Origin of the sequence: Williamsia sterculiae (genome assembly GCF_900156495.1) — a bacterium.
GTDB lineage: Bacteria > Actinomycetota > Actinomycetes > Mycobacteriales > Mycobacteriaceae > Williamsia_B > Williamsia_B sterculiae.
This window is the reverse complement of record NZ_FTNT01000008.1, coordinates 133,434-154,227: the sequence shown is the minus strand read 5'-3', so window position 1 is coordinate 154,227 and position 20,794 is coordinate 133,434. Positions and strand designations below refer to the sequence as shown.

At 68.6% G+C, this 20,794-nt stretch carries 15 protein-coding genes; 12 read left to right on the top strand and 3 right to left on the bottom strand.

What is annotated here, in order from left to right:
• Positions 1-39: 39 nt before the first annotated feature.
• Both BW971_RS14010 and BW971_RS14005 read left to right on the top strand, forming a co-directional pair.
• Entirely contained in the window at positions 40-2,703 is a 2,664-nt protein-coding gene (locus BW971_RS14010) for a sensor histidine kinase (protein WP_076480766.1), read from the top strand.
• Entirely contained in the window at positions 2,700-3,404 is a 705-nt protein-coding gene (locus tag BW971_RS14005; RefSeq protein WP_076480593.1) for a response regulator, read from the top strand. The genes BW971_RS14010 and BW971_RS14005 overlap by 4 nt, the downstream gene beginning before the upstream one ends.
• 1 nt (position 3,405) lies before the next feature.
• Here BW971_RS14005 and BW971_RS22325 read toward each other — a convergent pair whose 3' ends face one another.
• Both BW971_RS22325 and BW971_RS13995 read right to left on the bottom strand, forming a co-directional pair.
• Positions 3,406-4,458 carry a hypothetical protein gene (locus tag BW971_RS22325; RefSeq protein ID WP_076480591.1) on the bottom strand — a complete coding sequence of 351 codons (1,053 nt, stop codon included), beginning with the start codon at positions 4,456-4,458 and terminating at the stop codon, positions 3,406-3,408.
• Positions 4,459-4,610: 152 nt separating this feature from the next.
• The gene (locus tag BW971_RS13995) at positions 4,611-5,555 is read right to left on the bottom strand and encodes a LysR family transcriptional regulator (protein ID WP_076480589.1); all 945 of its coding nucleotides are present in this window, start codon (positions 5,553-5,555) and stop codon (positions 4,611-4,613) included.
• Positions 5,556-5,668: 113 nt separating this feature from the next.
• Here BW971_RS13995 and eno point away from each other — a divergent pair, with 113 nt between their 5' ends.
• Positions 5,669-6,958 carry a phosphopyruvate hydratase gene (gene eno, locus BW971_RS13990; RefSeq protein WP_076480587.1) on the top strand — a complete coding sequence of 430 codons (1,290 nt, stop codon included), beginning with the start codon at positions 5,669-5,671 and terminating at the stop codon, positions 6,956-6,958.
• Between the two features lies 1 nt (position 6,959).
• Here eno and BW971_RS13985 read toward each other — a convergent pair whose 3' ends face one another.
• Entirely contained in the window at positions 6,960-7,238 is a 279-nt protein-coding gene (locus BW971_RS13985; RefSeq protein WP_076480585.1) for a putative quinol monooxygenase, read from the bottom strand.
• A gap of 59 nt (positions 7,239-7,297) precedes the next feature.
• Here BW971_RS13985 and BW971_RS13980 point away from each other — a divergent pair, with 59 nt between their 5' ends.
• From BW971_RS13980 to BW971_RS13940, 9 genes are all read left to right on the top strand, one after another.
• Positions 7,298-7,747, top strand: coding sequence for an OsmC family protein (locus BW971_RS13980; RefSeq protein ID WP_076480763.1), 450 nt, complete (start codon positions 7,298-7,300; stop codon positions 7,745-7,747).
• Positions 7,748-7,779: 32 nt separating this feature from the next.
• Positions 7,780-8,094 (top strand): acylphosphatase, encoded by a 315-nt coding sequence (locus BW971_RS13975; RefSeq protein ID WP_076480583.1) that lies wholly within the window; start codon positions 7,780-7,782, stop codon positions 8,092-8,094.
• 63 nt (positions 8,095-8,157) lie between these two features.
• On the top strand, positions 8,158-11,787 hold the full coding sequence (gene smc, locus BW971_RS13970) for a chromosome segregation protein SMC (RefSeq protein ID WP_076480581.1): 3,630 nt from the start codon (positions 8,158-8,160) through the stop codon (positions 11,785-11,787).
• A 53-nt stretch (positions 11,788-11,840) separates the two neighbouring features.
• Complete coding sequence (gene ftsY, locus BW971_RS13965; protein ID WP_076480760.1) at positions 11,841-13,394, top strand: signal recognition particle-docking protein FtsY; 1,554 nt, start codon at positions 11,841-11,843, stop codon at positions 13,392-13,394.
• A 214-nt stretch (positions 13,395-13,608) separates the two neighbouring features.
• Positions 13,609-15,018: an ammonium transporter gene (locus BW971_RS13960; protein WP_407701221.1), complete on the top strand. Its 1,410-nt coding sequence runs from the start codon at positions 13,609-13,611 to the stop codon at positions 15,016-15,018.
• Positions 15,019-15,022: 4 nt separating this feature from the next.
• Positions 15,023-15,361 (top strand): P-II family nitrogen regulator, encoded by a 339-nt coding sequence (locus BW971_RS13955; protein ID WP_076480578.1) that lies wholly within the window; start codon positions 15,023-15,025, stop codon positions 15,359-15,361.
• A gap of 7 nt (positions 15,362-15,368) precedes the next feature.
• Entirely contained in the window at positions 15,369-17,921 is a 2,553-nt protein-coding gene (locus BW971_RS13950) for a [protein-PII] uridylyltransferase (protein WP_076480577.1), read from the top strand.
• Between the two features lie 16 nt (positions 17,922-17,937).
• Positions 17,938-19,494: a signal recognition particle protein gene (gene ffh / locus BW971_RS13945; RefSeq protein WP_076480575.1), complete on the top strand. Its 1,557-nt coding sequence runs from the start codon at positions 17,938-17,940 to the stop codon at positions 19,492-19,494.
• Positions 19,495-19,505: 11 nt separating this feature from the next.
• Positions 19,506-20,585, top strand: coding sequence for an amidohydrolase family protein (locus BW971_RS13940; RefSeq protein WP_076480574.1), 1,080 nt, complete (start codon positions 19,506-19,508; stop codon positions 20,583-20,585).
• The last annotated feature ends 209 nt before the right edge of the window (positions 20,586-20,794 follow it).

The following is a 20,794-nucleotide window of genomic DNA, read 5'->3' as shown; positions in this document are numbered from 1 at the left end:
GTGGTGGTGAAAGGTCGGTGGGCGGGGAAGGATCGAGGTGTGAGCACAACCGATGGGCGCCCGACGAGCGCCGAACCCGAACGGCGAGGCTCGTTCCGCATCTTCCTGGGTTGTGCGCCGGGGGTGGGCAAGACCTACGAGATGCTCACGGATGCGCGCGCGCTGATCGGTGAGGGAGTCGACACCGTCATCGGCGTGGTGGAGAGCCACGGTCGGGCGGACACCGCAGCACTGTTGTCGGGGATCGAGGTGGTGCCGCGTACCGTCCGCCGGCATCGCGGAGTGGAGTTGGCCGAGATGGATCTCGACGCGGTCCTGCGTCGCAGGCCCGCTCTGGTGCTGGTCGACGAGTTGGCCCACTCGAACGCACCAGGCGGCCGACACGCCAAGCGGTGGCAGGACATCCAGGAGATCCTGGATGCGGGGATCGACGTGTTGTCCACGGTGAACATCCAGCACCTGGAGAGCCTCAACGACGTGGTCCAGCAGATCACCGGCACCCAGCAGCAGGAGACCGTTCCCGACGACGTGGTCCGAGCCGCCGACCAGATCGAGTTGGTGGACATCTCACCGGAGGCGCTGCAGCAGCGGTTACGGGCGGGCAAGGTGTATCCCAACGACCGGGTCGTCGGGGCGTTGGCCAACTATTTCCGACGGGGCAACATCACCGCACTGCGGGAACTGGCGTTGCTGTGGTTGGCCGATCGGGTGGAGGAGTCGCTGGCCGACTACCGGGCCGCGCATGAGATCACCGACACCTGGGAGACCCGGGAGCGGGTGGTGGTGGCGATCACCGGTGGATCGGAATCGGCGACGCTCATGCGGCGCGCCAGCCGGATCGCATCGCGATCCAGCGCCGAACTCGTGGTGGTCCACGTGGTGCGCGGCGACGGTCTGTTGGATCCGCACGGCGCGGACATGGTCGAGTCGACCGCGATGGCGGGCCGGCTGGGCGCTCAGGTGCACACGGTGGTCGGTGACGACGTGGCCGTGGCCATGCTCGACTTCGCCCGCGGGATGAATGCGACCCAACTGGTGATCGGCACCTCGCGGCGCACCCGTTGGCAGCGATTCGTCGACGAGGGGGTGGGAGCGCGGGTCCTGCGGATGTCCGGCAGCATCGACGTCCACATGGTCACCCACGATCAGGGCCATCGCGACCACCCGCTCGACATCCGCGGCAGCCGTTTCCACCGGCCATTGAGTTGGGTGTTCGCCGTGGTGGTGCCGGTGCTGGCGACCGCGGTCATCGCGCTGCTCGACCGATGGCTCGGATTCGCCAGCGAGACGGCCATGTTCTTCGTGGTGGTGGTCGTCATCTCACTGCTCGGTGGCGTGGGGCCCGCCGCGTTGTCCGCGGTCGCGTCGGGCCTGCTGCTCAACTACTTCTTCACCGATCCCCGCTACAGCCTGACCATCGCCCAACCCGACAACGCGGTGACCCTCATCGTGATGCTCATCGTGGCCATCGCCATCGCGGTGCTGGTGAACTCGGCGGGCACGCGACGGCAGGAGGCACTCCGCGCGACGCGGGAGGCCGAACTGCTGGCCACCTTCTCCGGCGCGGTGCTCTCCGGTGAGGAGTTGACGGGGTTGCTGGAACGGGTCCGGGAGACCTACGACCAACGCGCGGTGTCGCTGGTTCGGCTGGACGGTGGCGTCGGTGAGGGTGGTCGCACCACACGATCGGTGGAGGGGCAGGTGGGTGAGGATCCGCCACAGACCACCTCCGATGCCCAGACCAGCGTGCGAGTCGCGGTGCAGGGCGCGCGCCCGGCGTCCGTCTACACCGACCGCCGCACCGCCGCACCGGAGTCAGCGGTGCGTTTCGAACTGTTGCTGTCGGGGCCCACCCTCGGCGGGCGGGATCGCCGGGTGCTGACCGCGGTGGCCACCCAGGCAGCGTCGGTGGTGGAGCGGCGGCGGCTGAACGCGGAGGCGTCGGAGGCGCGGGCGTTGTCCGAGACCGACCGGTTGCGCCGGGCGCTGCTGTCGGCGGTGAGTCACGACCTGCGCACCCCGTTGGCCGCGGTCAAGGTGGCAGCCTCGAGTCTGCGGTCGACCGATGTGTCCTTCTCACCCGAGGACACCGAGGAGTTGCTGGCCACCGTGGAGGAATCCGCCGACCACCTGACCGCGCTGGTGGAGAACCTGTTGGACTCGTCGCGGCTGGCCGCCGGGGTCATCTCCCCGGAGCTGCAGCCGGTGTACGTGGGAGACGTGGTGGGTCACGTGCTGGCGGGTATCGCCTCCTACGCGGGCCCGGAGATCGACCGCGTGTGCACGCGCATCGGTCCGGAGATGGTGACCACCGATGCCGGGTTGTTGGAGCGGGCGCTGGCCAATGTGGTGGACAACGCGATGCGGCACAGTGGTGCCCACGATGTGGAGATCGAGACGAGCCTGTCGGCCGCACCCGGCGCCGACGCCGCCACGGGAACCGTGCTCATCACGGTGATAGACCACGGGGTGGGGGTGGACGTCGGTGATCGAGAACGGTTGTTCGGGGCGTTCCAACGCCTGGGGGACCGTAACGAGAGTGTGGGTGTGGGGCTGGGGCTGTCGGTGGCACAGGGGTTCGTCGAGGCGATCGACGGGACCATCGAGGTGGGGGACACGCCCGGGGGCGGGCTGACGGTGACCATCGAGGTGCCACGCTGGGTGCCTGCGGAGCAGTCGGCCGGGATCGGGGTGGGGGAATGAACAGCGAAGGGGCAGAGCGTGTCCGGGTTCTGGTGGTGGACGACGAGCCGCAGATCCTGCGCGCGTTGCAGATCAACCTGAACGCACGCGGGTTCGACGTGACCACCGCACGAACGGGTGCGGGAGCATTGCGGGCGGCCGCGGAGGTGCAGCCCGCCCTGGTGATCCTCGATCTGGGACTGCCCGACCTCGACGGGCTGGAGGTGTTGGCCGGGTTGCGCGGGTGGACCGGTGTGCCGGTGATCGTGCTGTCGGCGCGCACCGATTCGGCGGACAAGGTGGATGCTCTCGACGCCGGTGCCGACGACTACGTCACCAAACCGTTCGGGATGGACGAGTTCCTGGCGCGGCTGCGGGCGGCGTTGCGTCGGGCCGCCGCGACCGGAGCGGCGCAGGACACCCCGGTGGTCGAGACCGACTCGTTCACGGTGGATCTGGCCGGAACCCGGGTGATACGCGGCGACAGCGAGGTTCACCTGACGCCGACCGAGTGGGGCGTGCTGGAGATGCTGGTCCGCAACGAGGGCAAGCTGGTGGGTCAGCGAGAACTGTTGCACCAGGTGTGGGGACCGGCCTACAGCGGCCAGAACCATTATCTGCGGGTGTATCTCGCCGGTCTGCGCCGCAAACTGGAACCCGATCCCGCGCATCCGCGGCACCTGTTGACCGAGGCGGGGATGGGGTATCGGTTCGTGCGGTGATCTACATCCGCGACGACCTCATGGTGTGGTGGTGATGTGTTGGTCGGTGTGGTTGTTGGTCCAGGTGATCCGGCGGTGGTGGTCGATGGTGGGTATTCAGTCGCCGTGGTGTTTTCGGTGGTGGTCGGGGGTGCAGATTGGTGCGAGGTTGCGGTTGATGGTGAGTCCGCCGCGTCGGGGGTCGTTGTGGTCGAAGGGGGTGATGTGGTCGATGTCGCAGTCCTCGGCGGGTGTGTCGCAGAAGGGGTATCGGCAGGTGCGGTCGGTGGCGAGGATGTCGGCGATTCAGTGCTCGAGACGGTCGGTAGGTCAGGGCGGTGGGCGTGATCTCACGGCCATCGCCATCGCCGGGAACGAGGTGGTCGGCGAGTGTGGGGTCGGTGGTGCCGTAGCGGCCGAGGTGGGCGAGATGACCGGTACGGAGGGTGAGGGTGATGGCCACGGCTGCTGATGGTGTGGGCGCGGTGGTGACGGCCGCGGTGGCCGGGCACTGCGAGGTGGTGCAGTCGCGGGCGAGGGTGGTCATGCCCTGGATGTCGGCCAGCGCGGCGACTCGCCGTTGGCGTGTCGATCGTGAGTCGTGTTCGCACAGGCGCTGCGTGATGAGGGTGGTTATGCGCTGACGGTGGTGTTCGCCTTGGGCGGCGGGGATGCAGCCGTCGAGGGTGGAGTGGCCGTGTCGGTCTTTGGTCACCCGGATGTTCTGGTTGTTGGTGAATTCTTCGCGGTCGGCGGCGGCTTTGTCGGGATCAAGCTCGATGATGAGTGCGTCGAGCCGGTCGCGCAGCGTGGTGTCGGTGAGTGGTTCTCGGGCCAGTGCGATGGCGTCGGACTGGGCGTGGTCGAGATTATCGGTGTGCACGCCGGTCAGTGTGGTGGCGAGGAGGTGGGCGCGGCGGTAGCTGAACTGTCCGTCGAGGTAGGCGGAGAGGATGGTGCGTGCGTTGGACTGGCGCTCGAGGCGTTGGGAGTCGTGGCCGGCGGCGATGAGATCGACGACCGGTGATGTGGACAACAGCCCGTCGTCGACGGTGGTGTCGGTGTAGGTGAACATGCGAGACAGCTTCCGGCGCAGAAGGATCTGAACGTCATTCCGTGAAACCCGCGTCCGATGTTCTGTTGTCCAGTGTACATGCGAGGTCGGACAGAATTGGCTGTGCAAAGCGAGTTACCCTCGCCGGTAACAGAATCGACCGGGATCGACGCTCAGGGCTGGCGAACCCCTCCATCAGGCGACCCTAATTCACCGCTGCCCGTGGCGATGTCGAGGAGGTCCCCGGCTGAGGTGCTGAAGCGATGGTGGCGGCGCCAGCACACATGAAGCTGACGGTGCAGGACGAGGCCGGACACCGGTACCTCGACCAGCGTCCCCGCCGACAACTCGTCGAGCACGGTCAACTCGCTGAGCACCGCCGGACCGAGACCGGTTGTCACCGCGTTCTTGATGGCGGTCGCGGAGGTGAACTCCATTGCCGGGACCAGCCGGAGCGGCGTGGGTAGCGCCTCGAGTCGGTTGTGGAGGACCGATCGGGTGGCCGAACCCGGTTCACGCAGGATCAGTGGGGCGGCAGCGAGATCGCCGGGTGCGATGGCCTGGCGCGTGGCCCACGCATGGTCGGGAGCCACCACGACCACGAGCCGATCACGGACGACGGGTCGGTGGTCCAATTCGTCCGGAATGTGGCCCAATTCGGCGAAGGCCAGCTCCACCGCACCTCGTCGGACCAGCGCCACGGCGTCGGCACTGTTGTGGCACAACAGGCTCACGGTGACACCGGGGAGTCGCCCGCGGAGGGTCGCGAACCAGGTCGGGAGAAAGAACTCGGCGATGGTGGTGCTTGCCGCGATCGTCAGCTGTGCAGGGGATGCGCCCGTCAGGGTGTCCAGGGACAGGTCGAGCGCAGCAGCAGCATCGAGAGCCGGCCGAGCCCATTCGAGCACGATCTGACCGGATGTGGTCAGGGTGGTGCCGCGTGCATGCCGGTCCAACAACCGCAGCCCCAGGCGTTGTTCGAGGCCCCGAACACGCGCGCTGACCGCGGGTTGCGACAACCCGTGGTGACGGGCGCAGGCGCCGATGCTGCCCGTCGTGGCGATGGTCGCCAGCAATTCGAGGCTCGAGAGATCGGTGACCCGCACGGACAAGGGCATAAGCGAACTCTATGACCACCTCACCGATGACGGTCTACCGACCGGGTAGTCCCCTGGTGAGACTGGCTCCACCGGGCCACACACGGCCGGTCACCGACGGGAGAGGACCACAGATGACACGGATCCGACAGGTCAGGGCATACGAGATTCTCGACAGCCGAGGGGACCCGACGGTCGAGGCCACGGTCGAACTCGAGGACGGCTCACGGGGTACGGCGGCCGTCCCGTCCGGTGCGTCGACGGGAACACACGAGGCGGTCGAGCTTCGCGACGGTGACCGACATCGATTCCACGGGCGTGGTGTGTTGACCGCCGTGGCTCATGTGAACACCGAGATCGCGACGTGCGTGCGGGGGATGGATGCCGAGGACCAGGCGGCGGTGGACCAGGCGATGATCACCCTGGACGGCACGGCGAACAAGGCTCGCCTGGGTGCGAACGCGACCCTCGCGGTGTCACTGGCGGTGGCGAAGGCAGCCGCATCGGCTCATCGGGAACCGTTGTACCGGTATCTCGGCGGTGCGCAGTCCCGTCTGTTGCCGATGCCGATGATCAACGTCGTCAACGGTGGCGCTCACGCCGACAATCCGCTCGATTTCCAGGAATTCATGATCGCGCCCGTCGCGGCAAGGTCTTTCGGTGACGCGGCCCGCATCGGGTCCGAGGTGTTCCACACTCTCAAACGTGAACTCGCGGAAGCCGGGGAGAACACGAATGTCGGTGACGAGGGAGGATTCGCACCCGACTTCCGGACCGCGGACCAGGCTCTGGATCACATCGTGTCGGCCATCGAGAAAGCGGGCTACCGGCCGGGAGGCGACGTGGTCGTCCTACTCGATCCCGCGGCGTCCGAGCTCTTTCGCGAGGGCACCTACCACTACACCGGCACAGACTCCGTCCGGTCGGTTGAGGAGCACGTGGAGTACCTGCTGACGCTGATCGATGCGTACCCGATCGTATCGATCGAAGACCCCGTCGCCCAGGACGACGACGAGGGATGGACGCAGATCACGACGAGCGCGGGCGCGGTCTGTCAACTCGTCGGCGATGACGTCTTCTGTACCAATCCCGTCCTGTTCGGTGCGGGAATCCGGAACGGGATCGGCAATTCCATACTGCTCAAGCCCAACCAGATAGGAACCGTCACCGAGACATTCGACACCGCGGCCATGGCCGCCCGCGTCGGGTACACGACCGTCATGTCGCACCGGTCCGGAGAAACCGAGGACACCAGCATCGCCGACCTCGCCGTGGCCCTGGGCACAGGACAGATCAAGACGGGGTCGATGTCACGGTCGGACCGTACGGCCAAGTACAACCGACTCCTCAGGATCGAGGCGGAGTTGGGTGACCACGCGCGGTACGCCGGTGGATCACTGCTGGCGGCGGGGACGGCGAGATGACCTACAGCCCCCGCACCGAGTAGCGCCGCTCGACAGTCTTCGTCGCCGCACCCCACTCACCGGCCGCGACCCGCTGCTGATGGGCGGCGAAGGCTGCGGGACCGTCGAAGCGTTCGTCGACTCGCCAGACCCACGGATCCTCAGTGCGGACGACGTCGAAGGACAGACAACCCGGCTCGGCCCGCGTGAGTTCGATGTGTGCGCGTAGGTGCGCCTCGACCGCCGCGACCTCCTCGTCGGACCGACACACGAGCAAACCGCTCAGCGTCACCTCACCCATACCTCGAGCCTAGGAGTCCTGCCGGAACACTCCGTGCCCGGCCGGTGTTCACTCATGACGTGACCGAGGCGACTGAGACGACCACCGATACCACCACCCCCGCCACCCAACTCTGGGTGGAGCGCACCGGCGTGCGCCGCTACACCGGACGCAGTACGCGCGGTGCCGAGGTGCTGGTGGGCTCCGAGGACGTGGAGGGGGTGTTCACCCCCGGTGAGCTGTTGAAGATCGCGCTCGCGGCCTGTACCGGGATGAGCTCCGACCGACCGCTGGCCCGGCGTCTGGGCGACGACTACGACGCGACGGTGCGGGTGAGCGGGAAGGCCGACCGTGAACGTGAGCTGTACCCGCGCCTCGACGAGGTGCTGGAGGTCGACTTCTCCGAACTCGATGCCGACGCGGCGTCCCGTCTGCAGGTGGTTGTCGAACGCGCCATCGACGCCGTCTGCACCGTCGGACGCACCCTCAAGCAGGGTACCGAGGTGAACCTGTCCATCCGGACCGACTGACGCACACCCTCGCATCGGAGAGAATGACGTCCATGAGCAGCGGGCCGAGCGGGGAACAGAAGGACACCGACCACGACGAGGCGCGACTCACCGCCTGGGTGCACGGGAAGGTCCAGGGTGTGGGTTTCCGCTGGTGGACCCGCTCCCGTGCCCTGGAACTCGGACTGGACGGATACGCCGCCAACCAGCTCGACGGTCGGGTGTTGGTCGTGGCCGAGGGCGATCGGGCGAACTGCGAGCGGCTGCTGGAGTTGCTCCGCGGTGACGACACGCCCGGGTCGGTCGACACCGTGGTCGAGGACTGGGGTGCTGCCGGCGGCGAGTTCTCGGGATTCGCCGAGCGCTGAGCCGCTCGCCACGGTCACCCGCCGGTCGGGTCCCGTCGGTCGCGACCAGTAACCTCTACCGCCATGCACCTGAAGAGCCTGACCCTGAAGGGCTTCAAGTCCTTCGCGTCGGCGACCACCCTCCGGTTCGAGCCGGGGATCACCTGCGTGGTCGGGCCGAACGGGTCCGGCAAATCCAACGTCGTCGACGCCCTGAGCTGGGTGATGGGTGAACAGGGGGCCAAGGCGCTGCGCGGCGGCAAGATGGAGGATGTCATCTTCGCCGGCACCTCCGGTCGCCCTCCACTGGGACGGGCCGAGGTCACCCTGACCATCGACAACAGCGACGGCGCGTTGCCCATCGACTACTCCGAGGTGTCGGTGACGCGTCGGATGTTTCGCGACGGCGCCGGTGAGTACGAGATCAACGGTTCCACCTGCCGGTTGATGGACGTTCAGGAACTGCTCAGCGACTCCGGCATCGGTCGCGAGATGCACGTCATCGTGGGACAGGGACGCCTCTCGGCCATCCTCGAGTCCCGTCCCGAGGACCGCCGCGCGTTCATCGAAGAGGCCGCGGGGGTGCTCAAACATCGCAAACGCAAAGAGAAGGCCGTCCGCAAACTCGACGCGATGCAGGCCAACCTCGCCCGCCTCACCGACCTCACCGCCGAACTGCGGCGGCAGCTGAAGCCGCTGGGCCGTCAGGCCGAGGTCGCGCGCCGCGCGCAGACCGTCCAGGCCGACCTCCGAGACGCCAAACTCCGGTTGGCCGCCGACGACCTGGTGATCCTGCGCGAACAGATGGCCCAGCAGTCCGACACCGGAGACGCGGTACGTCAGCGTCAACAGCTGGTCGCCGCAGAGATCGATGCACTCACCGGGCAGGTGACCGAGCACGAACAGGAGGTGGCCCGCATCGCTCCGGTGGCCACCGCTGCCGGCCAGGCCTGGTTCCGGTTGTCGGCACTGGCCGAACGGGTCGACGCCACCGCACGGATCGCCACCGAACGCACCCGTCACCTGTCCGAGGCTCCGCCAGAGGCTCCGGGACGGGATCCCGACGAGCTCGAACGCCAGGCCGAGTTGGCCCAGGCCGAGGAGGAGGCACGCGGCGACGAGCTGGCCGACGCCGAGGAGACCCTCAACCTGCGTCGAGCGGAACTCAGCGCCGCGGAGAACGCGGCCAAGAGTGCAGAGCAGGCGCACATGACCGCAGTGCGCGCGCTGGCCGATCGTCGCGAAGGGCTCGCCCGGCTCGAGGGACAGCGCGACAACCTGCGCACCCGGGTCGAGTCGATGGACGCCGACGCCCGGCGTCTGGGAGCGGCCATCGCCGCGGCGGCGGAGGTCGGTGACCGCGAGCAGACCGCCCTGGACGACTTGCAGGGCACCGCCGTCGAGTACGAAGCGGCCGAGCAATCCCTCGACGATCACCACGAACGGTGTGTTCGCGCGGTGAACCAGACCAACGAGCGCGTCGCCGAACTGCAGGCCGCCGAACGCGCCGAGGAACAGCGGGTCGCGTCGCTGTCGGCCCGCATCGACGCGCTGTCGGTCGCGCTGGAACGCAAGGACGGTGGGGGATGGCTGCGCGACCACCGCCCCGACGCGGTGGTCGCCCCGGTGTCGGAGCTGATCAGCGTGCGTGCCGGTTTCGAGGCAGCGGTCGATGCCGCGCTCGGCGCGGTCGCCGATGCCATGGCGACCCGCGACTTCGCCTCTGGTGAGGCGGCGTTGTCGGCGTTGCGGGCGGCTGACGGTGGTCGCGCGTCGTTGCTGGTCGGTGGCGTCACCCCGGTGCGCCCCACCCGGTTGTCCCTGCCCGACGGTGCCTGCTGGGCCGACGAGGTGGTGACCACGTCGTCGGACTACGCCGGCGCGATGCAGATGTTGTTGTGTGACACCGTCGTCGCCGACGACCTGGGTGTCGCGCGCGCGGTGCTCGACGCTGCCGTCGCGGCGGAGAACACCGCCGTCCGCGTGGTCACGCGGGACGGTGACCTGACCGGGGCGGGGTGGATGTCGGGTGGGTCGACCAGCAGGCCGTCGACCTTGGAGGTGCAGGCGTCCATCGACGCGGCGACCGTCGAGTTGGAGACCGCGCGACGTCGCGGCGAGGAGCTCGGGGCGGCGTTGTCGGGGGCGTTGGCCGAACAGACCGAACGTCGGGAAGCCGCCGAACAGGCCTTGGCCGGACTGCACGATTCCGACGCCGAGCTGGAGTCGGTGTACGAACAGCTCGCGCGGCACGGTGCCGCGATCCGCGCGGCTTCCGCCGAGGCGGACAAGCTGACCCGACAGCGCGCGACGGTGGAGTCGAACCGGGCCGCGGCGATGACCGAACTCGAGGACCACGAGGCGCGGTTGCGTGGCGCGCGTAGCGCGGCCGAGGACACTCCCGACAGCAACGACGACCCGTCGGACGAGCACGCCATGGCCCGGGAGATGGCCGCGGAGGCCCTGGGCGAGGCCCGTACCGGTGAGACCGAGGCACGACTCGCCCAGCGCACCGCCGAGGAACGGTTGGCGTCGGTGCGCGGCCGGGCCGACGCGTTGCGTCGGTCCGCCCGCGCCGAGCGGGCCAACCGCGAACGCCTGGAACGTCAGCGCGCCGCGCGACGGCACGCTGCCACCGTCTCCGAGGCGGTCGCGGTGGGCGCGGCCACGGTCGCCGAGCGGGTCCGGGCGACCGTCGCCGACGCCCAGCGCGGCCGCGACGAGGCCGAGGCGCTGCGCAGCCGACGGTCCGAGGCTCTCGATGTCGCCCGCCGGGAACTGGCCGAACGCACCGACATCCTCTCCGGCCTGCAGGACGAGGTGCACCGCGACGAACTCGCCCGTGCCCAGGCCACCATGAGGATCGAGCAGCTCGAGGAGCAGATCCTCGCCGACTTCTCCATCGCACCCGCCGACCTGATCGCCGAGTACGGGCCCGACGTCGCCCTGCCGCCGACGGAGTTGGAGGTGACCGAGTACGAGCAGGCCCGCGACCGCGGTGAGCAGGTCGTCGCCCCGGTGCCGATGCCCTACGACCGCGCGACCCAGCAGGCCCGGCTGAAGAAGGCGCAGAAGGATCTGACGACGCTGGGCAAGGTGAACCCGCTGGCACTCGAGGAGTTCGCCGCACTGGAGGAGCGCTATACATTCCTCTCCACTCAGCTCGAGGACGTCAAGAGCGCCCGTCGCGACCTGCTGTCGGTGGTCGAGGAGGTCGACGCCCGCATCCTGCAGTTGTTCAGCGACGCCTACGCCGACGTCGAGCGCGAGTTCGTCACCGTCTTCACGACCCTGTTCCCGGGTGGCGACGGCAAGCTGGTGCTCACCGACCCGACCGACATGCTGACCACCGGTATCGAGGTGGAGGCGCGCCCGCCGGGCAAGAAGGTGAAGCGGCTGTCGCTGCTGTCCGGTGGGGAGAAATCGCTGACCGCCATCGCCATGCTGGTGGCGATCTTCCGCGCGCGTCCGTCACCGTTCTACGTGATGGACGAGGTGGAGGCTGCGCTCGACGACACCAACCTGCAGCGTCTCATCCGCCTGTTCTCACAACTCCGTGAGAAGTCGCAGCTGATCGTCATCACCCACCAGAAGCCCACCATGGAGGTTGCCGACGCGCTCTACGGGGTGAGTATGCGAGGAGACGGCATCACCACCGTGATCTCGCAGCGCCTGCGCGGTATGGACCTGCTGCCCACCGCCGAGACCGACTGACCGCGACTCGCCCCCTGTCCGTCGCGGTGGTGCGTGGGTGAACAATGGCGGGGGTGAACACCGGAATCATCATCGCCATCGTCGCCGCGGCCGTCATCGTGCTCGTGGCGCTGATCGCTCTCGGAGTGGGACTCCGGCGCCGCCGGCGCGTCTCCCTGCGTGACGGATCCGAACAACAGTCCGTGGTCGACGGCACCCGCCAGGTCGACAAACCGGGTGGTTATCAGGCCTCCTCGGGCTTCGCGTTCAGTCAGGGGGGCGGTACCGGCCTGGCCGAACCGCCGGCACGTACTCCCGAGACCCCCCAGACCCCGGCCGGGCCGCCGACACCGCCCACCGAAGCCCCGCCCACCGATGATCGCACCGAGACCGACGGACAGCCGATGGTCGGCGACGACGCCGCCGTGCCCCGGGATGCGGAGCGACGTGGCTTCACCGACGTCGGGCTTCCCGACGCCCCGACCTCCGACGCCCCGACGGCCGGGCCAGCCACCGCCGAGCCCCCGACCTCCGAGTCCGCCACCGTCGGGCGCCAGGTCGTCGAGCCCGCGACTGTCGAACCCCCGGTCGTCGATGACACAACTGTGGAGCCCCCGGTCACCCCTGACACAACTGTGGAGCCCCCGGTCGTCGGGGACGCCGTGGGTGTCGAGACCGTCGTCCCGGCACCGGCGCGGGAGGAGATCGCCCCCTCCGCCGGTCGCTTGCAGAAGCTGCGGGGACGGCTGGCCCGCTCGCAGGGTGTCTTCGGTGAGGGTGTGCTGGGTCTGCTCGGTGCCGGCGACCTCGACGAGGAGAGCTGGGAGGAGATCGAGGACACCCTGGTGCTCGCCGATCTCGGCACCGCCACCACCACCGCGGTGGTCGAGGACCTGCGCGCGGCCATCGCCGCCAACCCGGTGCGCACCGCCGACGACGCCCGCGCGTTGTTCCGGGGGGTGCTCATCGACCACGTGATGCCCGAACTCGACCGTTCGGTGCGGGCCCTGCCGCATGCGGGCACCCCCGCGGTCCTGCTGGTGGTCGGCGTGAACGGCACCGGCAAGACCACGACCACCGGCAAACTCGCCCGTGTGCTGGTCGCCGACGGTCGGCGGGTGCTGCTCGGCGCCGCCGACACTTTTCGTGCCGCTGCCGCCGACCAGCTGCAGACCTGGGGCGAACGCGTCGGTGCGGGCATCGTCCGTGGAGCCGAAGGGGCCGATCCCGCGTCGGTCGCCTTCGACGCGGTGAGTGCGGGTGTCGCCGAAGGTGTCGACGTCGTCATGATCGACACCGCCGGTCGACTGCACACCAAGACGGGTCTGATGGACGAGCTCGGCAAGGTGAAACGCGTCGTGGAGAAGAAGGCCCCCGTCGACGAGGTGCTGCTGGTCCTCGACGCCACCATCGGGCAGAACGGTCTGGCCCAGGCGCGGGTGTTCGCCGAGGTGGTCGACATCAGCGGTGTGGTGCTCACCAAACTCGACGGCACGGCCAAGGGTGGCATCGTCTTCCACGTCCAGAACGAGCTCGGCGTCCCGGTCAAGCTGGTCGGCCTGGGGGAGGGCGCCGACGATCTGGCACCGTTCGAACCCGAGGCCTTCGTCGACGCACTGCTGGGCTGAACGACGCTCGCCGCCGATGGTGACTCGGCGGGTTTCCGTATTGTCCGGATCCGCCCGACGGCGTTGCGCGGTTCTGAACGAACTGCGGTGTTACACCAGGGAAACACTGGGAGCCGGTGCGTTCACGCCGCGGAAACATACAATCGCCATCACCGAAACATCGACCTAGCACCCTTCACCTCAAGTCAACAGCCGCGATGTGGTCGCGGCGCAGATGAGGAGGAGATTGGTGGCTTTCCCGACAATGGATGTCGCCCCGGACACGGGTGACACCGCCTGGATGCTCGCGAGCGCCGCGCTCGTGTTGCTGATGACGCCGGGGCTGGCGTTCTTCTACGGCGGCATGACCCGAGCCAAGAACGTCCTGAACATGATCATGATGAGTGTCATCTCGATGGGCATCGTGACGGTCCTCTGGGTCCTGTACGGCTTCTCACTCGCATTCGGCAACGACATCTGGGGGACCGGCAGCGGTGGTCTGCTCGGTGACCCGGGTCAGTATTTCGGGCTCAAGGGCCTGATCTCCGGTAACTACGTCGCCCCCGACGGTTCCACTCCCGCCACCTTCATCCCGCTCTTCGGGACCATCCCGGCCACGGTGTTCGTGGCCTTCCAGCTGATGTTCGCCATCATCACGGTGGCGCTGGTCTCGGGTGCGGTGGCCGACCGCATGAAGTTCAGCGCATGGGTGGTCTTCACGATCCTGTGGTCGACCATCGTGTACTTCCCGGTGGCGCACTGGGTGTTCGACTTCAGTGCCGCGAATGCCGGTATCACCAACGAGGTGGGCGGTTGGATCGCCAACAACGTCAAGGCCATCGACTTCGCCGGTGGAACCGCGGTGCACATCAACGCCGGTGTCGCCGGTCTGGTGTTGGCCATCCTGCTCGGTAAGCGGCGCGGCTGGCCCCGCACACCGATGCGTCCGCACAACCTGCCGTTCGTGATGCTCGGTGCCGGATTGCTGTGGTTCGGGTGGTACGGCTTCAACGCCGGATCCGCGGTCTCCTCGGGCGGTGCCGCCGGATCGACCTTCATCACCACCACCGTCGCGACCGCGGCGGCGATGCTCGCCTGGCTGGTGGTCGAGGTCGTCCGCGACGGCCACGCCACCAGTCTCGGTGGGGCGTCGGGCATCGTCGCGGGCCTGGTCGCCATCACCCCGTCCTGTTCGTCGGTGAACGTACTCGGGGCCCTGGCGATCGGGGTGGTGGCCGGTGTGGTCTGCGCGCTCGCGGTGGGCTTGAAGTACAAGTTGGGCTTCGACGACTCGCTCGACGTGGTTGGTGTCCACCTGGTCGGCGGGATCATCGGCACCCTGCTGGTCGGGTTCTTCGCCACCGCGACCGCACCCGCCGCGGTCGACGGTCTGTTCTACGGTGGTGGCTGGGACCAACTCTGGCGTCAAGCCGTGGGCGCGGGGTCCGTGCTCGCGTACTCGGGCGTCGCTACTGCAATAATCGGTCTGGCCATCAAGTTCACCATCGGATTGCGTGCCGATCCCGAAGACGAGGCCGAGGGCCTGGACGAATCGCAGCACGCAGAGACCGCATACGATTTCGCCGCGATCGGCTCCACTTCGGCCTTCAGCCAGAGTGCGGTCGCCGTCGGCAAGGAGGCATGATCCAGTGAAGTTGATTACCGCCATCGTGAAGCCGTTCACCCTCGAGGACGTCAAGGCCGGCCTCGAACAGGCAGGGGTCCTGGGCATGACCGTCAGCGAGGTCCAGGGTTACGGCAGGCAGAAGGGCCACACCGAGGTCTACCGCGGTGCCGAGTACTCCGTCGACTTCGTGCCGAAGGTACGGGTCGAGGTCGTGGTCGACGAGTCCGCGGTGGACAAGGTCGTGGACGTCATCGTCGATGCCGCCCGCACCGGCAAGATCGGCGACGGCAAGGTCTGGGTGTCACCGGTCGACTCGGTGATCCGGGTACGTACCGGCGAACGTGGCGGCGACGCCCTCTAGGAATCCGGTGCCGTTCCTCACCGACGACGGCGGCCCCGCGTCCGACGACGATTCGTCGAGCGCGGGGCCCCGTTCTTCCCCGGTCTCTCCGCCCGCGGCCACCGACCTCGTCGCGGCCCGTTCCCAGCTCCTCGACCGCAATGCCGGCGGTAAGCGGCTCGACGCGCCCGCACTGCGACAGGTGCTGGTGGACCTGCACGACTTCTGGCTGACGACCAAGGGTGCGGAGATCGGGATCCGTCCCGACTCCGGATTCGCCATCGTCGCGGTCGGCGGCCTCGGCAGGCAGGAACTGCTGCCGTACTCCGATCTGGACCTGATCCTGCTGCACGACGACGTGGACCATCAGCGGTTGTCCGACGTCGCCGACGGTCTCTGGTATCCGCTGTGGGACGCCCACATCAAACTCGACCACAGCGTGCGGACCATCCCGCAGGCGCTTCAGGTCGCGTCGCAGGACATGAGCGCCGCACTCGGGTTGCTGGAGGCCCGGCACGTCGCCGGTGATGCCGCGCTCACCGATCTGCTCATCACCGGTGTGCGCAGACAGTGGCGTACCGACATCCGTGGCCGGTTCCCCGAGCTGGTCGACCACGTGCGCGACCGATGGAAGCGCAGCGGTGACATCGCCCATCGGGCGGAACCGGACCTGAAGAACGGACGTGGCGGACTGCGCGACGTGCAGATGCTCGACGCCCTGGCCATCGCCCAGCTGACCGACGGCATGGGTCATCTGCGGCCGGACTCACCCGGAGCCGGACTGCATGTCGCCTACAACCGACTGCTGGACATCCGTACCGAACTGCACCGCATCGCCGGGCGTCCCCGTGAACAGTTGCGGGCCCAGGACGCCGACGAGATCGGTGCGGCGTTGCGCATCGGCGACCGTTTCGACCTGGCCCGCACGATCAGCGACAGCGCCCGCACCATCAGCTATTCCGTCGACGTCGGCCTGCGGACCGCGTCGAACGCCCTGCCGCGCCGCGGACTGTCGAAGCTACGTCGTTCACCCATCCGACGGCCCATCGACGAGGGTGTCGTCGAGCACGCGGGTGAGGTGGTACTGGCCCGCAACGCCATTCCCAGCAAGGACCCCGGGTTGATCCTGCGGGTCGCGGCGGCTTCTGCCCGCACCGGACTGCCGATCAGTGCATCCACTCTCAGTCGGCTGGCCGACTACGCGCCCGAATTGCGTGAACCGTGGCCGCAGGAGGCGTTGAGCGACCTGCTGGTGCTGCTGTCCACCGGTCCACACATGGTCGCTCCCATCGAGGCGTTGGACCGCACCGGGCTGTGGGGGCGACTGCTGCCGGAATGGGGTGCGGTGCGGGACCTGCCGCCGCGCGACGCCATCCACACCTGGACCGTGGACCGGCACCTGGTGGAGACGGCGGCCATCGCGGGCACCATGACCACCCGGGTGTCGCGACCCGACCTGCTGGTGCTCGGTGCCCTGTTGCACGACCTCGGCAAGGGTCGCGGAGCCGACCACAGTGTCGTCGGGGCAGAACTGGCCACCCAGATCGGCAACCGCGTCGGGCTCTGGCCGCAGGACGTGCACCTGCTCTCGGAAATGGTGCGTCACCATCTGCTGTTGCCGGTGACCGCCACTCGCCGCGACCTCGACGACCCGCAGACCGCGCAGGACGTCGTCGACAAGCTCGGCGGGTCGCCGGTCTTGCTCGAACTGTTGGCCGCGCTCGCCGAAGCCGACTCCCTCGCCACCGGACCCGGTGTGTGGGGGGACTGGAAGGCGTCGCTGATCGGCGACCTGGTGCGCCGCTGTATGCGGTTGATGGACGGTGAGGACCTCGCCGCGCCGTCCCCGTTGACCCAGCACGAGGTGAGCCTCGCCGAGGCGGGCGGGGTGAGCGTGGAACTGATACCCACCGACGGCGCACACACATTCGCGGTCACCATGGTCGCGCCGGACAGCCCGGGCCTGCTGTCGAAGATGGCGGGCGTGTTGGCCCTGAACAGTCTCCGCTGTCACGCCGCCAACGCCAGGGACGGGGCGGGTAGCGCGGTGAACACCTTCGTGGTGGTGCCGAGTTTCGGCGGACCACCCGACGCGGGACTGCTCCGCCAACAGTTGCTGCAGGCCATCGACGGCGGCCTCGACGTCCTCAACCGACTCGACGCCAAGGAACGCGAGTCACCCCTGCCCACGGCGGGTCCGACGGTGGGTTCGGAATCGGACCGGCCCACGGTCGCCGTCCCCGCCCTGTTCGCCATCGCCCCGCCGCGGATCCTGTGGCTCGACACCTACGACGACGACGGATCGGTGATCCTGGAACTGCGGGCAGGCGACCGGCTCGGACTGCTCGCCCGTGTCGCGGCGGTCATCGAACGGGCGGGCGCGACCATCGCATGGGCGAGGGTGTCGACCCTCGGGGGGACCGTGGTCGACACCTTCAACGTGACGATGACCGACGACTCGCCCGCCGCCCGCGCCGCCATGGAGGCGGCGATCCTGGACGTGGTCCCGCCGCCCACACCGGTGTCGGAGACCGACGGGGGCGCCGAGGACGCAGGCAAGGCGGGGGTGCCGATCGGATAACCGATAGGCTTGTCACATGTTCGATTCCCTCTCCGATCGGTTGACCGGGGCCCTCAAGGACCTCCGTGGCAAGGGGAAACTCTCCGACGCCGACATCGACCGCACCGCCCGCGAGATCCGGCTCGCCCTGCTCGAGGCCGACGTCGCGTTGCCGGTGGTCCGCGGCTTCATCGCCAAGGTCAAGGAGCGCGCGAAGGGTGCCGAGGTCTCGGCGGCCCTCAACCCCGCGCAGCAGATCGTGAAGATCGTCAACGAGGAACTGGTCGAGATCCTCGGTGGCGAGACCCGCCGCGTCCGGTACGCGAAGACGCCGCCGACGGTCATCATGCTCGCGGGTCTGCAGGGCGCCGGTAAGACCACATTGGCGGGCAAGCTCGGCGCCTGGCTGAAGAAGAACGGGCACACCCCGCTGTTGGTGGCCTGCGACCTGCAACGCCCGGGCGCGGTCAGCCAGCTGCAGATCGTCGGCGAGCGGGCCGGGGTACCGGTGTTCGCGCCGCATCCGGGTACCGGGGTCGGCGGCGAGGGAGCGCTGGGCACCTCCTCGGATCAGGGGCCGGTGGACGTGGCCCGCGACGGGGTGGCCGAGGCGGGCGCCCGACACCACGACGTGGTCGTCATCGACACCGCCGGTCGGCTCGGTGTGGACTCCGAGATGATGGGGCAGGCGGCGGCCATCCGCGACGCCGTCGACCCCGACGAGATCCTGTTCGTCCTCGACGCGATGATCGGTCAGGATGCGGTGGGCACCGCGCAGGCCTTCGCCGACGGAGTCGGTTTCACCGGTGTGGTGCTGACCAAACTCGACGGCGACGCTCGCGGAGGTGCGGCCCTGTCGGTGCGCCAGGTCACCGGTGTGCCGATCATGTTCGCGTCGTCGGGTGAGAAGCTCGAGGACTTCGACACCTTCCACCCCGACCGCATGGCCAGCCGCATCTTGGGGATGGGCGATGTGCTCAGCCTCATCGAGCAGGCCGAACAGCATTGGGATGTGCAGGAGGCCGAGGCCGCCGCCGCGAAGATCACCCAGGGCGAGCTGACGCTCGAGGACTTCCTCGAGCAGATGCTGATGATCCGCAAGATGGGACCGATCGGCAACCTGTTGGGCATGCTGCCCGGTGCCGGTCAGATGAAGGACGCACTGAGCCAGGTCGACGACAAACAGCTCGACAGGGTGCAGGCCATCATCCGCGGCATGACCCCCGCCGAGCGGGACAACCCGAAGATCATCAACGGCTCCCGACGACTGCGGATCGCCAACGGGTCGGGCGTCACCGTCGGCGAGGTGAACCAACTCGTCGACCGGTTCTTCGAGGCGAAGAAGATGATGGCCCAGATGTCGGGCCGGATGGGGATGCCGGGTGGAAACCGGCGTAACAACCGCAAGAAGGGCAAGAAGGGGAAGAAGGGCAGCGGGCGGGGGCCGACGCCACCGAAAGTGCGTGGCGGTATGCCGGGCATGCCCGCGGGCTTCCCCGATCTGTCCAACATGCCCGCAGGACTCGACGAGCTACCACCCGGGCTCGAGGGCATCGACGTCAGCCAGTTCCAGCAGCCCAAGAAGAAGCGCTGACCCGCTCCGACATGGACGCCCCGCAGTCGCTGCACATCCGGGGTCGCAGCTGCGCCGACGGTGAACCGCTCGAGCTCTGGACGCTCGACGGGGTGCTCACCGACGAACCTCAACCCGGAGCGGTGACCGTCGCCACCGACGGCTGGCTGATGTCCGGCCTGGTCGACGCGCACAACCACGTCGGCATCGCCCCCGGACTCGGGGTGACCATCGACCAGGCCCGTGGCTTCGCGCAGGCCGACGCCAAGGCCGGGGCACTGCTCATCCGGGAGGTCGGCTCCCCGGTGGACACACACCCCCTCGACGGTGACGACTCGTGCCCGGAGTTCATCCGGTCGGGCCATCACATCGCCCGCCCCAAGCGGTACCTGCGCGGATACGGGGTGGAACTCGACGATCCCGCCGATCTGCCCGCCGAGGTGCGTCGACAGGCGCGGTCGGGCGACGGCTGGGTGAAGCTGGTGGGGGACTGGATCGACCGCGAGGTGGGGGATCTGGCGCCCCTGTGGGACGACGATCTGCTGGTGCGTGCGGTGGCGGCCGCACACGAGGAGGGCGCCCGGATCACGGCCCACGTCTTCGGCACCGACGCCCTGCACGGCCTGGTCGCCGCCGGGGTGGACTGTGTCGAACACGGCACCGGACTGACCGACGATCTGATCGCGGCGATGGCCGACCGGTCGATCGCGCTGGTCCCCACCCTGATCCAGGTGGACAACTTCCCGGCCATCGCCGACGGCGCCGATCGGTTCCCGGTCTATCAGGCGCACATGCGCTCGCTGTACGCGAACGCTGCCGGTGTGTTCACGGCGGCGTTCGAGGCGGGGGTGCCGATGTACGCGGGTACCGACGCCGGAGGGTTCGTCGAACACGGCCGGATCGTCGACGAGGTGATCGCGATGAGCGACCTCGGGCTGGGTTCGGAGCGTGCGCTGGCCGCGGCCACCGACCTGCCCCGACAATGGTTGGGGGCGGGTACCGCCCAGGCGGGGGAACCGGCGGATCTGCTGGTGTTCGCCGACGATCCGCGCACCGATCTGGGGGTGCTGCGTGACCCGGTCGCAGTCATCCGGGCAGGTCGGCTGCTCTGAACGGTACGTCCGTGGCCTGGTGGCCACGTCGACGGTTTGGTAATTTTCTCCCACGCCGTGGGACCCGAGGACGTTGCGGCGTTCCGCGGCCGGTCGTCACCGACATCGTGCAGGCGACCCTGCCGCAGATACCCGTTGCCGCGGGGTGGGTATCTGCGGCGTCGGGGCCGATGTCCCGGGTGAGTGGGGCCGGGAGGAGTTCGCGGCGA